Here is a 13593-nt window from a genome sequence, read left to right as displayed (position 1 = left end):
AGGGCAGTCATTGCGAGTGGTAGGAAGCAATGATTGCCCTCTACTGCTTCCTACCAGATTACCACCCGTGTCGAATCGGGGCGGTAGAGCTTTTGGCCGGGCTTGATGCCGAAGGCTTCGTAGAAGGCCGGCACGTCTGCCATGGGCCCGTTCACGCGGTACTGGGCGGGCGAGTGCACATCGGTGAGGAGCTGGGAGGCCAGGCTTTCATCGCGTACGTGCATCTGCCAGCCTAATGCATAGCCAAGGAAATAGCGCTGCGTGGGCGTGAGGCCGTTGATTTTCTTGCCCTCCTTGTACTGCTGAGTCTTCTTGAAGGCATCGAGGCTGATGACGATGCCACCAAGGTCGGCAATGTTTTCGCCGGCCGTGGCCTTGCCGTTGATGTGCAGCGAGTCGAGCAGGGTGTAGCCGTTGAACTGCTTCACGATGCCCGCCACGCGCTGGTTGAAGCGCTTGCGGTCGTCCTTGCTCCACCACTCGTGCAGGTTGCCCTTGGCATCAAACTGGCTGCCCTCGTCGTCGAAGCCGTGGGTGAGTTCGTGGCCAATGGTGCTGGCTCCAGCGTAGCCGTACACCAGGGCGTCGTCGGCGTCGGCGTCAAGCAGACCGGGCACGGCGAAGGCCGCAGCGGGCAGCACAATCTCGTTGTTGGATGAGTTATAGTAGGCGTTGTAGGTCTGGGGCGTCATGTCCCACTCGGTGCGGTCTACGGGCTTGCCCAGCTTGTTGAGGGCGTAGCTATACTGCCACTGGTTGGCGCGCATCACGTTTTCAGCCAGGGAGGTGCGGTCAATTTTCAGGGCCGAATAATCTTTCCACTTATTGGGATAACCGACTTTAGGGGTGATTTTATGGAGCTTGTCCAAGGCTACTACTTTGGTGGGCGCGCTCATCCAATCCACTTTCTGGATGTGCTCGGCGAAGGCCCTCACCACGTTTTTAACCAGGGTATCGTAGCGCGCTTTGGCTTCGGGCTTGAAATACTCCTTCACGAAAAGCTGGCCCAGGGCATCACCCAAGGCATCTTCCTGCATGTCGAGCACCCGTTTCCAGCGGGGACGTAAGGCCTTGGCACCGCGTAACACCGTGCCGTAGAAGTGAAAGTTCTCGTTCACAAACGCGCTGCTGAGCGTGGGCGCGAACGTGCGCGCCAGCTGCCAGCTGAGGTAGGCTTTCCAGTCGTCGAGGGGGTTGGTTTTGAGCAGCTGGCCGGCCGTCTGGTAAAATTCGGGCTGGCCCACGATGACAGAATCCAGGGCGGGGGCCCCCAGCTGGCCCAGCCAGGTTTTCCAGTTGAGGCCCGGCATGAGCTTATCAAGCTGCGCCACACTCATTTTGTGGTAGTTGGCGTAGGGGTCGCGCAGGGCTTCGAGCTTGCGGGAGGACTTGGCCAGGGTAGTTTCCAAGGCCATTACGCGGGTAGCGTTGGTGGAGGCAGTAGCAGCATCCTGGCCCAATAGCCGGAAGGTGTTGGCGACGTGCTTGAGGTATTCGGCCCGAATATTCTTGGTGCGCGAGTCGGTATTGAAGTAATAGTCGCGGTTGGGCAACCCCAAGCCGCCCTGATTGAGATACAGTGCCATCTGGTCGCTGTTTTTGGCGTCCTGATACACCACGGGGCCAATGAGGGCGCGCACGCCCAGCGGAATTTCGTGGGCGATGACGCTGGGGACCTCGGCCACGGTTTTCATGGCTGCGATGCCGTCCAACTCGGCCTTGAGCGGAGTAGCACCCAGCTGGTTAGCCTTCACCGAATCCATGCCCACGGCCCAGAAATCACCGATTTTCTGCTGGTTGCTACCGGCCGTGGCATTCGCTTTGGCTGCTTCGATGCTGGTTTGGCGCAGGCGGGCGTATACCTCATTCTGCACTTCCTTGCCAATGCCCCAGCTGCTTTCCGAGGCCGGGATGGGGTGGTTACGAAGCCAGGTCCCGTTGGCATAGGTGAAGAAGTCGTCGCCGGGCGCCACGGTGGTATCGAGGGCGGCGTGGAGCAGGTCGGGTTTGCCGTCGGCGTCGGCTGTTTTCAGGGAGTTGGAGTGGCAGCCCGTGACGGCCGCAGCCAGCAGGGGCAGCAGGAATAAGGATTTTTTCATGAAAGCTTGTGGAAGTGATAACGGAACGGACAAAGCGCTGGCTTCGCAACGACAATGTTAGGGCTCAGCCGTTGTATGGCGCTGGTGCCCTACCGCACTTCAATTGCCAGTTGCTGCTGCCGTCCTTGGGCATCCTGTACCAACAGGGTGAAGCGCCCTTTGTCCAGCATTAGGGCCCGGTCTTCCCCGGCACTTTGCAACTCGATAACATCAGCCGGAATGGCCTGCGTGACGTCCTCGCCGGCTCGGTAGGCGCGCACCAGGCACGGAAATCCCACGGTGAGCTGCGGCGCTTTCAGGGTGAAATAGCGGCGGTTGTTGCCAAGGCGCAGCCAGGTGGGGCGGCCGTGCTGGTAGGTAGTAGGCGGAAAGTACACCGAGGCGTCCCACTTCTCTGGATTTTGGGCGCTGTTGAATAAAGCGCCCTGGCTGTCGACGAATACGCTGGGCCCAGTGGCGTGCATCAGCGCACGGTAGGGGTTGTCGAGGGTAGCGTCGGCGTGTTCCAGCAAGTCTACCTGATGGATGGTGAAAGGGTCGAGGCCGGTGTATTTCTTCAGAAAAGCGCCCATAAAGCCGAATTGGCCGTCGCCCACCAGGTTTTCTACGAGGTGGCCGTAGCCGCAGTGCACCACGATTTTGGCCTTCGGGTCTTTCGTCAAAATCTGCTGAATGTTGCGGGCCTGGCCGGTTTCGCGGGCCACCATTCGGGCCATGGGGTCGGGGGCGGCGTCGGGCAAGTGCTCATATGGCACCAGCGTGAAGCCCAGCGCCAGCGCGTACCGCTCCAGGTCGCCGTACTGGGGCTCGATGACGTAGTAGCCGGTGCCTATGACTGGATACTTGCGTTGGTTGAGGCCCGAGTCGGTGCCGGGCCCGTTGGCCAGGTCTTCCAGGCAGAGGTAGCGGAAGCCTTGCCGGTACAGGCCCGCCACTAGGCTGCGCGTGAATACGCGGTTCAGCGGCTGGTAGTGGGCTTCGTTGAGGATGACCAGTTGCCGGTTGGCGGTGCGCTTGAGCAGCTCCCGGTGGGCGTCCACGGCGTGAAAGCGCGCGAAATAGGCGGGGTCAAACTTGATATTGGTGTCGCTTTGCTTACGGCCTTTTTCGTAAGCCGACTGCGCCGCCAGTGTGTGAACGTAGTCGCCAATCTGTGAGAATTGCACGGCGTAGTTCTGGTAGTTCGACCACTCCGGGTCCTGCTGCCATTGCGCTAGGATGGCCCGGGAAGGCTGATAATTCATCTGCTGCGCCCGAACCGAAGTCTGTAGGCCGGTAGCGGCAGCGAGCAGCAAGTAAAACCAACGCGAATCAGGCATAGTAGAGGCCGAGAAAGAAAGGCAACGATACAGCCAAAGCTAACGCCCGGCGCAAGGCCAACCGCACTGGTGCCATCAGGGCTTTTGCCAAAAAGCCGCCGCGTTGCTGGTGTTGTAGAGAGTATAAGAAGTGGCGCCGTCCTGCGTGTTTTTAACGGCAGGCTTTATAGCGCCAACGGTGGCCGGCAGCAGCGTGACGTACTGCAGGGCCTTGGCAGGGCCGCGGGTTTCCAGGTCGTATTGGCTGCTCAGCGGGCATTGCAGCTTGTACAGGTTTTTGGCCATGTATTGATAGAGGTAGTCTTCCTTGGTTTTGGAAACCTTGTGGTTCCAGTTGGCGGTGGGGTTCACCAGCAGGGGGCGGCCGTCGATGAGCCGGGCGCGCACTTCCTCGATGCTGAGCAGTTGGCCCTGTTCATTCATCACGTATGCGTCGTTAGTGGGGTCCATCCAGAGCCATTTTTGCTGGGTGGTAGAGTACACCGCGTTGATGACGTGGCTGTCGTAGTCGGTGCTGTCTTTGGGTAGGCAGCCCACAAAGCGGGCCTTGTAGCCCATGGCCAGGTAGGCTTCGTTGAGGATGGTGGCCAGGCCGCGGCAGTTCAGGCCGCGCTTTTCGGCCCGGCACACGCGCAGCAAGTCCTGGGCGTTGCGCACGGGCGGGTTTTCGTGATTGCCGTCGTGCGGTACCTGCTCGTGCACCCAGTGCAGCAGGTTGATGAAGCGCGCCACCTCGTTGCCTTGCCCGGCAATGGAGTCGAGCTTGTAGGTTTTGCGCAGCGCGGCCAGGTGGGGCTCATCGGCACTTTGGTAGGTGAAGGCGGGCAGCTTGCTCGCTTCGGTTGGGGCGTAGCCTTTGGCCTGCTGCAGCACGTAAATAAAGTCGCCGTGTTCCCGGATGGCGGCCATCTGCTGCTGAAAGTCTTTGTCATTCCGAATCAGGTCCAGGTCGGTGTCCACCTTAGCGTGGCTGTAGTTTTTGTAGCCATTTGCCACGGCGTGCCGAAAGCTAAGCACGGCGTTAGGGCGGTCCTTCAGCAGGGCATAGTAGCAGGCGCGGTTGTAGTCCACGCCAGCCAGGGCCCCGCGAAAAAGCTGCTTATCAGCCGGCCCCAGGGCGTTATACTTCGCCTCCCATTCCGGGTAGCGGCTCAGAATCTGGCGGTATTCTTTAGCCGCTGACAAGTCCTGAATTTCTTTGAAGAAAGTCGCGCAATAGGCATCAAACGCAGCGGTAGATGGGGCCTGCTGGGCGCGCAGAGTCAAGCAGGTTAGCAGAAAGCAGGCAAGGAAGGGTAGGAAACGGCGCATAAGGTTAGCAGCAGAAGTAGGGTGAAGGACAAATTAATAGGCAGCAGATGCACCACAACGGTCTGACGTTGCTTCCTGGTATTTAAGCAACCGCCCTTCTATAGCACCGTTGCCAGCAACGCACAGAAAAAGGCAGGCGCTGCGCGGAAATAGCTTCCACGCAACGCCTGCCTTTTACTTATGGCCAGTCCTTTGGCCCGTTGCTTATAGAATAAACCGCGTGCTCAGGAAGCTGCTTTCCTGCCCGTCCACAATCTCGTTGAGAAGATGCTTGTTGGCGTCAGTTTGCTTAGTGGCCACCACCGTGCGGATGCTGAACGAGCGCAGGGCGTCGTACACCGAGAGGGTGCCTTCGGCCGAATCCTTGCGGCCGGTGAAGGGGAAGGTGTCGGGGCCGCGTTGGCACTGGGCGTTGATGTTCACGCGGCTCACCTGGTTTACCAGCTGGTCGACGAGGCTGGCCACTTCCTCTGATTCGGAGCCGAAGATGCTCACCTGCTGGCCGTGGTCGGAGTCGATGATGTACTGAATGGCCTCGTCGGTGCTGGCAAAGCTGGCCACCGGCACCACTGGGCCAAACTGCTCTTCGCGCCACACTTTCATGCCCTCCTTCACGGGGTAGAGCAGGGCAGGGTACACCAGCGGGCCGCTGGCGGTGCCGCCGCCTTCATTCACCACGCGGGCCCCTTTGGCCTGAGCATCGGCGATAACTTCGGCCAAGTAAGAAGGCTTTTGCGGCTCGGGCAGGGGGGTGATGTTCACACCTGCATCCCAGGGCATGCCGGGTTTCAGCTTGTTGATTTCGGTGCTGAGGCGCTCCACGAAAGCCTCGGCCACGCTCTCGTGGACTAGGAACATCTTCAGCGCGGTGCAGCGCTGGCCGTTGAAGCTGAGGGCGCCCAGTACGGCTTCCTTCACAGCCACCTCCAGGTCGGCGTCGGGCATAATGATGGCGGCGTTCTTGGCATCGAGTCCCAGGATGGCGCGGAGGCGGTTGCTCTTGGGGTGCATTTTCTTGAGCGAATCGGCCACGCGGCTGCTGCCGATGAGCCCCAGCGCATCAATCTTACCCGAAGCCATGAGGGCCGGCACTACGGTGTTGCCGCGGCCGTACACGGTGTTTACCACACCTTTGGGGAAGGCTTCGGTAAAAGCTTGTAGTAGTGGGTAGTGGAGTAGGGTACCGTGTTTCGGAGGTTTGAACAACACGGTGTTGCCCATGATGAGGGCCGGAATCAGCATGCAGAACGTCTCGTTCAGCGGGTAGTTGAAGGGGCCCATGCAGAGCACCACGCCCAGCGGCGAGCGGCGAATCTGGCCGATGATGCCTTCGGTAATGGTGAAGCGCGACGAGTCGCGGTCGATGTCCTTAAGGGCGTCAATGGTGTTGCGGATGTAATCGATGGTGCGGTCGAACTCCTTCTCCGAGTCGGCCGTCGACTTGCCGATTTCCCACAGCAGCAGCTTCACGATTTCAGCCTTGCGGGCCACGATGAGGCGGGTGAATTTCTCCACGGCCGCAATGCGGTCGGCCACGCTCATGTTGGGCCACTCGCCGCGGCCGTGGTCGTAAGCCTGCACGGCGGCATCGAGGGCCTTGAGGGCTTCGGCCTCGTCGAGCAGCGGGTAAGAGCCGATGACGCGGGGCTTGAGCGAGCCGTCGGGCTGGCGCTCAAACATGGGCGAAATGACTTCCTGCGTGGGGCCGGCCCACTTGCGCAACTCGCCGTCGAGCAGGTACTCGCGCTGATGCAGGGGCTCAGGCAGTTGCCAGGCTTCGGGAATAGCCGCCGCGTCGGGCGGGAATAGTTGGGTCAGGTTTTCGGTGGTAACAGACATGCTGAATGGGAAACCGATGGGAAAAAGTGCGGTGCGAACCTACACAACAGCGTATGGGTACGGAAATGTTGGCCGCTAACGCGAGTTGCGGCTGGCTTTCACGGGAACGTTTGCGGACCGCGCATACCCGAAAAAACCGCTATGTTTCCGTTGAAATTATTTTTCCCGCTCATGTCGCTCCACCTGCTGATTCTCCTCAATTTCGCGGTTGCGGCTTACCTCGCCGGCCTTATCTGGACGGTACAGGTGGTGCATTACCCCAGCTTTGGACTGGTGCCGAAGGAGGCGTGGGTGGCCTTCCATACCGCCCACACCCGCCGCATGAGCTACGTGGTGATGGCTCCGATGGTCCTGGAGTTGGGGCTGGCCATCTGGCTGGCCTGGGCCGGCCGCGTAGCGCTGCCCGGTGGCGCGGGCTGGTGGGGGCTGGGCTTGGTGGGGCTGGTGTGGGCAGCTACATTCTTCATCTCGGTGCCCTTCCACAACCGCCTCGAAAAGGGCTTCGACTATATTGCCATCGACGGGCTCACGCGCACCAACTGGATAAGGACACTGGCCTGGACGGCGCGGGCGGCCCTGCTGGGCTGGCTGTTGGTGTAGAGTGCCCACTCCTTATTGAGCACGCCAATTTCCCGCTACTTTTAGCCACATGAAGCACGTGTTGTTTTTACTGCTGCTCCTGGCTGCCGCTCCTGCCTGGGCCCAGCCGCCGCCCATCAGCTACGGGCCCGCCGTGACGGTAGAAGTGGGCCGGGTGCACTGCCTGGTGCGGTTTGTAGAAACGCTGGCCGGCAGCAACAGTGGCTACCGAGGCAGCCGACGAGCTTTTGAGGCCAGCCGCTTCAACACACCCGAAGCCCGGCACTGGCTGCGCCGCTACCAAAGCCTGGACCACGAGCCTGCCTTTGACCGCGACGGCTACCCCGCCGGCCGGCTGGGCAGCATGGGCTCCATCGAACCGAGCTACCTGGCCGCCAGCGCCGACGCCCGAAACCTGGCTGACTTGCAGCGCCGCACCGCAGGCCTGTTGCCCAACGAGGTACTGGTCAGCCTCGACAGCGTGTACCGCTACTTCACGCCCGCTTTCGACACCCTGGCCTGGCAGCCCCACGCAGCCGAGTTGGGCCGGCTGCGCACCGCTTACGCCGACTTTTTGACCAAAAGCCATCTGATGCAGCAGTTTGGCTGGCTGCGCACATTCTACGGCAGTGCATGGCCCGATTCCTTGCCCTACCGCATTTTGCTCAACCCGCAGCTTGACGTGAAACAGGGCGGGGCAGGGCTCACCTTTACCAACCATGCCACCGCCACCGGTAACTTGGTGCTGCTCGATTGCCACCCCGTTTCGCGCGCGTTTGTGGACGGCACAGCCGTTGTGTTTCATGAAATGAGCCACACCTTGTCGGTGCAACAGCGCCTGCGGTTGCAGCAGCAGGTGGAAGGTTGGTACCTGCATCATCCCTCCCCCAACCGGCGTTCGGCCTACAACCTGATGGAGGAAGCCTTGGCCACAGTGGCCGGGGAGTGGATTTATGCCCGGCAAGCCGGCCACCCCGAAAGCGGCGAGTGGTACCACGATGACTACATCAACCGCTACGCCAAGGCCATTTACCCGCTGATGACGGGCTACGTGGAGCGCGGCCAGCGCATCGACAGCCTCTTCGTGAGCCAGGCCATCGGTATTTTCGACCAGACCTTCCCGCAGGCTGCTACGGATTATGTGAACCTGTTTCGCAACGTCCTGTACTGGACCAACGCTGATGATTTCCAAGCAGCCGTGCAGCCGTTTCAGGACCGGTTCCGGAGCACGTTTACGTTTTCGTCCTCGCCCATCCTCAATTCGGTCAAAGCCCTGAGCCGGGCCCAAAGCGGCGAGGTACTGCCGGTCATTCTGGTCACGCGTGAGCATGCCGCTACGCTGCGCTACCTGCGCGCAAACCTACCCGCCCTGCGCCAGCAGCGCCTGCGCCCAGAAAAGAGCTTCCTGCTGAGCACAACTGGCCCCAGCGGCCCAATTATCCTGGTAAATGCGCACGACCCGGCGCAGCTCACCGCCGCCGCGAAGCTACTGGAGCAGCAGGGCCATATGACCCTAAAGAAGCTGCTGCTGCTGAAATAGGGCTGGGCTTGGAGCTGATAGCACCGTCATCAGTGCTTGGGATGACTGGCGCTTGCCTACAGCCGGGCAAAGTGCTCGGCCGCAATTCGAGCGCCCTCATCGGTGCAGATGCCCCGGATGTAGTACAGGAAAATGCTGCGGAATACCTCGCGCATGTTGTAGCGGTCGGGCGGAAATACCTGGGGGTTGAGCAGCAGATTAAGCTGCTCAATCAGTATTTTGGTAACCAACTGGATGTTGATATCGGAGCGAAATAGCCGGCTGCGAATGCCGTCGTTCAGCAACTGCTGGAGTTGCGGGGCCGAGTAGCTGCTCAGGTGTTCCAGCACCGCCTCCCAGGTTTTGGGAAAGCCAGTTTGCAAGTCGACGTAGAACTGCCCCGGCACTGCTGCCAGGTCCCGCAGGCCCAGCTGCAACAGGCCGTAGAGCCGCTCCACGGCCGAAAAATATTGCGCGTACAGCTCGACGTGCTCACGCTTCTGACGTTCCATATCGGCTAGCACGGTGTGGTGTACCAGCAGCTCCCGGCTGGGAAACCGGGCCGTGAGGTCGGCCTCGCTGGTGTGCAGGGCCTGGGCCAGCACCGCATCGGAAGCCGTGTGCAGGCCCTGCTGATAAAAGACCGGAATAGCAGCCTCTAAAGAAGCCGGAGAAAGGGTAAAATCAGGCATAAGCAGGATGCGAAAGGAACCGGCTGCCTCTAACGACGCCAGTCTGCTCCAAGTTCACCCCAAAATTTTAGATGCGAAGGCCCAGCCGGCCACCGCTGCCGCGCCTAGTGCACGGTACCCAGCAGGAAGAAGAACAACAGTTGCGTGAGGTACACAAACGGAGCCAGCGGGTTGCGCTTGGGAAAGCTGGCGCGATTAAACAGCATTTGCAGGATGCAGGCGAAGATGAACCAGTCGCGAAAATTCTGAAACGGGATAATATTGGCCGACCAATGCCAGAAGTCATACGCCCCCGCTACCGGCTCCAGACAGGCATCGAAGCCCACCATGAGGGCGGCGGCCAGCACAATGCGCGCCAACTCGGGCAGCGGTAGGTAGCGGACCAGGATGCCGCACAGATAAGTCAGTACCAGCCAGTTGAGGCCAATCAGGGGCGGCACTCCTTTGAAAGGTTGCTGGTCGAATAGCTTAAAGCCCAGCGTATTGCCGTATGAGTAATGCCCAAAGACCAGCCCGTTGGCATTCACGCCAATAAACTCGACAGCAAAGCCCAGCAGCACCACCGACAGGCAAAATCCCCAGAAACCAGCCCCCGGATTCGGTTGAAACCAGAGCAGCAGCGCGGCCGTGAGGACCAACGTGAGCGGCGTAAAACGCAGGTAGAAATCGGGGTCCTGGGAATAAGCCAGCCCCACAAAACCCGTGAGGTGAAACAGCAGCACCAGGCCCTGGGCCACGCGCAGCCGGCCGGTATTTACGGCCGGTAGCGGCTCGGTATAGTCAACCATATAAGGGAATGAAGAATGAGGAATATCTCGCTGTCATCCCGAGTAGAATGAAGGATGACAGGCGATTACTTTTCACGCCTCATCAATTAAAGAAGAAACGATTTTGGCCGACAGCAGACACAGCGGAATGCCGCCGCCGGGGTGCACCGAGCCGCCGCAAAAGTACAGCCCTTCCAGTTGCCCCGAAAAATTGGGATGCCGCAAGAAAGCCGCCAGCGCATTGTTGGAGGAGCTGCCGTAGAGCGCCCCGCCAAACGACGACGTATCGGCGGCGATGCCCGGCGGCGTCCACACCCGTTCGGCCGCAATCAGGGGCTCCACCGCCGTACCCAGTGCCTGGCTCAGCTTACGGAGCACAGCGGCGCGGGTTTTGCTGGCCAGGGCGTCCCAGTCCTGGCCTTGGTCGTGGGGCACGTTCACCATCACAAACCAGTTTTCGTGCCCAACCGGGGCGTCGGTGGGCGTTTTCTTAGAGGTGATGTTGACGTAAACGGTCACGTCATCAGCCACGGTTCTTTCTTCAAAAATGGCCCGGAACTCAGCTTTGTAGTCTGCGGAGAAGAAGATGTTGTGCAGGTCCAGTTCGGAAAACTCACGCCGGATACCCCAGTAAAAAATCAGGGCCGAGGAAGAGCGGGGCTGCCCAAGGGTGCGTTCGGGTGCTGGCTGGCCTGGCAGCAGGCGGCGGTAGGTGGGTACCACGTCCATGTTGCTCACCACCCGGCCGAAGTCGTACACATCCAGCGCTGTGCGCAGGCCAGTCACCCGCTTTTCGGCGGTTATTATTTCCTCCACGGCCTCGTTGTAGCGAAATTTTACTCCGAATTCCGTGGCTAGCCGCAACAGGCTTTCGGCAATGGCATAGATGCCGCCCTCCGGGTAAAAAGCCCCGATGCCGTGCTCCAGGTGCGGAATCATGCTCAGTGTGGCCGGCGCTTGGTAAGGGTCCGAGCCATTGTAGGTCGCGTAGCGGTCGAAGAGCTGCACGAGGCGCGGGTCCTTTCCAAAGGCATTGGCGTGGCGCTGGTGCATGGTGCCCAGCAGGCCCAGCTGCGGTAGGGCGCCCACAGCTTTCAGCGTTTCAGAACTGAGGTAAGTACCGGCTTTATGCAACGACTTGTGCAGAAACGTGCCCGCCGTGGCATCATACGCCCGGCCGGCGCGGGCCAGAAACCTGGTGACTTCCGCCGCCGGCGTGGCCAGCTTCGCTTCTATTTCCGCCGCAAATTTCTCGGCGTCGGCCCAGGCCGTGAGGCGGGTGCCGTCGGCAAAAAAGTAGTGGGTAATGGGGTCAAGCCGCTGGTAGCGGAAGTACTCGGCGGGCTCGCGTCCGGCCAGCCGGAACAGGTCGTCAACCAGCTGCGGCAGCGTGAAAAGCGACGGCCCAGCATCGAACCGGTATCCGCCTGGCAGCGCAAACTGCTGCATCTTGCCCCCAAACGTGGGCCCCGCTTCAAACACCGTCACGGGGTGGCCCGCCACCGCCAGCCGCACCGCCGTGGCCAGTCCGGCAATGCCGGCGCCGATGATGGCGACGGGCTGTTGTGATGGGGAGATTCTCTTTGCTTTCTTAAACACGGACTACAAACCAACTCACGTGGGGTAGAAGTTTGCCTAGGCTGTGCGAGCCCGCGCTTGGCTTGGAGCGTATCGTTCGTTCATACGCAGTTTTGCAGAGGCCACCCCACTTTACTCTACCGCCAGCACCAGCCCTTTGAGGTACGCGCCTTCCGGATGAAACAGGCTTACCGGGTGGTCGGCTGGCTGGGTGAGGCGGTGCAGGATGCGCGCCGGTCGGCCAGCTTCAATGGCTGCTGCCAATACCGCGCCTTCAAATAGCTCGGGGCTCACCACTTGCGAGCAGCTGAACGTGAACAGCAGCCCGCCCGGTGCCAAGTGCGCAATACCGGCGGCATTCAGGCGCTTGTAGCCCATAAGGGCGGCGTGACGGGCGCCCATGTGCTTGGCAAAGGCTGGTGGGTCGAGTACCAGCAGGTCGTACTCGGCTGAGTGGTTTTTGAGGAAGCCCAGCACGTCATCGGGGTAGGCGGCGTGGCGGTCAGCGTGTTCCGATAGTTCGGCGTTGCGCTCGGTGAGGGCAATGGCCTTCTTGCTGGAATCGACGGAGTGCACCAGTTCAGCGCCGGCTTCCAGGGCGTATACCGAGAAGCCGCCGGTGTAGCAGAACGTATTGAGCACGCGGCGGCCAGGCGAGTAGCGGGCCAGCAAGGCACGGTTGTCGCGCTGGTCGATGAAGAACCCCGTTTTCTGTCCGGTTTCCCAGTCCACGGCAAACAGGTGACCGTTTTCCTGCACCAAGTGCTCGTTGCCGTTGCTTTCGCCGAAGAGGTAGCCGTTTTTGGCATCAGGCACGGCGTTGCCGGGCACAGTTTCGGCACTCTTGTCATAAATGGCGCGCAGCTTATCGCCGAACACCACGCGCAGCGCGACGGCAATTTCGGGACGGGCGCGGTACATGCCCACGCTGTGCGCCTGCACCACGGCCACGTCGCCATACACGTCGATGATGAGGCCCGGTAGGCCGTCGCCCTCGGCGTGGACCAGCCGGAATACGTTGGTGTCGGCGGTACCGGTCAGGCCCAGGCGTTGGCGCAGGGCGTAGGCATTGCCCAACTTGGCTTCCCAATAGTCGGACGTGGGCAGGGTGGCGTTTTCGCCAAAATCCAGCATTCGTACGGCAATGGAGCCGCCGCTCGAAAAGTGGCCCACGCCCAGCAACTCACCATCAATGGCTTCGACGCGCACTGGCGCACCTTCCTGAGGCTCGCCCTTCACGCGGGCAATGGCACCCGAAAACACCCAGGGGTGGCGGCGGCGCAGGCTGTGGTCTTTTCCGTTTTTGAGGACAATGGTGGCAGGATTCAGCATAGGCTGGCAAAGGTACGGCCCGTTGTGTGCGAACTTTACGTTCTGGTTTTCGCTACACTCCTCCCGCAACTCCCACCCATGCCCGCCGACGTATCCATTATCGACTTCGAACCCGTGCACCAACACGCTTTTCGGGCCCTGAACTATGAAGTAAGCTACGAATGGATTTCGCGCTATTTCAGCGCAGAAGCGCCGGATAACCAGTCGCTCGACTACCCGCAGCGGCGCATTGTGGATACTGGGGGCCACATCCTGATGGCCGAGCATAAGGGTGAGATAGTAGGGACGTGCGCCCTGGTGAAAGAGCACGACGGCGTGTATGAGCTCGCCAAAATGGCCGTCGCCCTCCGGGCCCAACGCCTGGGCATCGGCTACGCGCTGGGCCAATGCATCCTGGGCAAGGCCCGGCAGCTTGGGGCCCGCAGCGTAGAAGTGCTGTTGGATGCCGACATGCAGCCGGCGCTGGCCCTTTATGACAAGCTTGGCTTTCGGCCCGCGCCGTTGCGGACCATGCCTTATTACCGGGGCGATACGCGCCTGGTGCTTGATTTATAGAGA

General features: G+C 60.7%; 11 protein-coding genes. 3 read left to right on the top strand and 8 right to left on the bottom strand.

Features of this window, described 5'->3' with window-relative positions:
• Positions 1-50: 50 nt before the first annotated feature.
• The 4 genes from J4E00_RS04420 to J4E00_RS04405 all read right to left on the bottom strand — a co-directional run bounded on the left by J4E00_RS04420 (position 51) and on the right by J4E00_RS04405 (position 6568).
• Complete coding sequence (locus J4E00_RS04420) at positions 51-2099, bottom strand: M13 family metallopeptidase (protein ID WP_208173826.1); 2049 nt, start codon at positions 2097-2099, stop codon at positions 51-53.
• An 89-nt stretch (positions 2100-2188) separates the two neighbouring features.
• Positions 2189-3418, bottom strand: a complete 1230-nt coding sequence (locus J4E00_RS04415; protein ID WP_208173825.1) for a hypothetical protein — start codon at positions 3416-3418, stop codon at positions 2189-2191.
• A gap of 75 nt (positions 3419-3493) precedes the next feature.
• Positions 3494-4729, bottom strand: a complete 1236-nt coding sequence (locus J4E00_RS04410; protein ID WP_208173824.1) for a TPR end-of-group domain-containing protein — start codon at positions 4727-4729, stop codon at positions 3494-3496.
• A gap of 204 nt (positions 4730-4933) precedes the next feature.
• Positions 4934-6568 carry an NADP-dependent glyceraldehyde-3-phosphate dehydrogenase gene (locus J4E00_RS04405; RefSeq protein ID WP_208173823.1) on the bottom strand — a complete coding sequence of 545 codons (1635 nt, stop codon included), beginning with the start codon at positions 6566-6568 and terminating at the stop codon, positions 4934-4936.
• Positions 6569-6739: 171 nt separating this feature from the next.
• On the opposite strand from J4E00_RS04405, the gene J4E00_RS04400 reads away from it, so the two are divergent.
• Both J4E00_RS04400 and J4E00_RS04395 read left to right on the top strand, forming a co-directional pair.
• Entirely contained in the window at positions 6740-7168 is a 429-nt protein-coding gene (locus tag J4E00_RS04400; RefSeq protein ID WP_208173822.1) for a hypothetical protein, read from the top strand.
• 49 nt (positions 7169-7217) lie between these two features.
• Positions 7218-8687: a hypothetical protein gene (locus J4E00_RS04395; protein ID WP_208173821.1), complete on the top strand. Its 1470-nt coding sequence runs from the start codon at positions 7218-7220 to the stop codon at positions 8685-8687.
• A 56-nt stretch (positions 8688-8743) separates the two neighbouring features.
• On the opposite strand, the gene J4E00_RS04390 is transcribed toward J4E00_RS04395, so the two are convergent.
• The 4 genes from J4E00_RS04390 to J4E00_RS04375 all read right to left on the bottom strand — a co-directional run bounded on the left by J4E00_RS04390 (position 8744) and on the right by J4E00_RS04375 (position 13035).
• Positions 8744-9358, bottom strand: a complete 615-nt coding sequence (locus J4E00_RS04390; protein ID WP_208173820.1) for a TetR/AcrR family transcriptional regulator — start codon at positions 9356-9358, stop codon at positions 8744-8746.
• Positions 9359-9462: 104 nt separating this feature from the next.
• Complete coding sequence (locus tag J4E00_RS04385) at positions 9463-10146, bottom strand: carotenoid biosynthesis protein (protein ID WP_208173819.1); 684 nt, start codon at positions 10144-10146, stop codon at positions 9463-9465.
• Positions 10147-10218: 72 nt separating this feature from the next.
• Positions 10219-11724, bottom strand: coding sequence for a 1-hydroxycarotenoid 3,4-desaturase CrtD (gene crtD, locus J4E00_RS04380; protein WP_317196590.1), 1506 nt, complete (start codon positions 11722-11724; stop codon positions 10219-10221).
• A gap of 111 nt (positions 11725-11835) precedes the next feature.
• Positions 11836-13035 (bottom strand): class I SAM-dependent rRNA methyltransferase, encoded by a 1200-nt coding sequence (locus J4E00_RS04375; protein ID WP_208173818.1) that lies wholly within the window; start codon positions 13033-13035, stop codon positions 11836-11838.
• 78 nt (positions 13036-13113) lie between these two features.
• On the opposite strand from J4E00_RS04375, the gene J4E00_RS04370 reads away from it, so the two are divergent.
• Positions 13114-13590, top strand: coding sequence for a GNAT family N-acetyltransferase (locus J4E00_RS04370; RefSeq protein ID WP_208173817.1), 477 nt, complete (start codon positions 13114-13116; stop codon positions 13588-13590).
• The last annotated feature ends 3 nt before the right edge of the window (positions 13591-13593 follow it).

It is taken from the genome of Hymenobacter negativus (assembly GCF_017571495.1).
In the GTDB taxonomy this organism is placed as follows: Bacteria; Bacteroidota; Bacteroidia; order Cytophagales; family Hymenobacteraceae; genus Hymenobacter; species Hymenobacter negativus.
The sequence above is the reverse complement of the archived record's forward strand: the minus strand, read 5'-3'. Positions and strand labels throughout refer to the sequence as shown.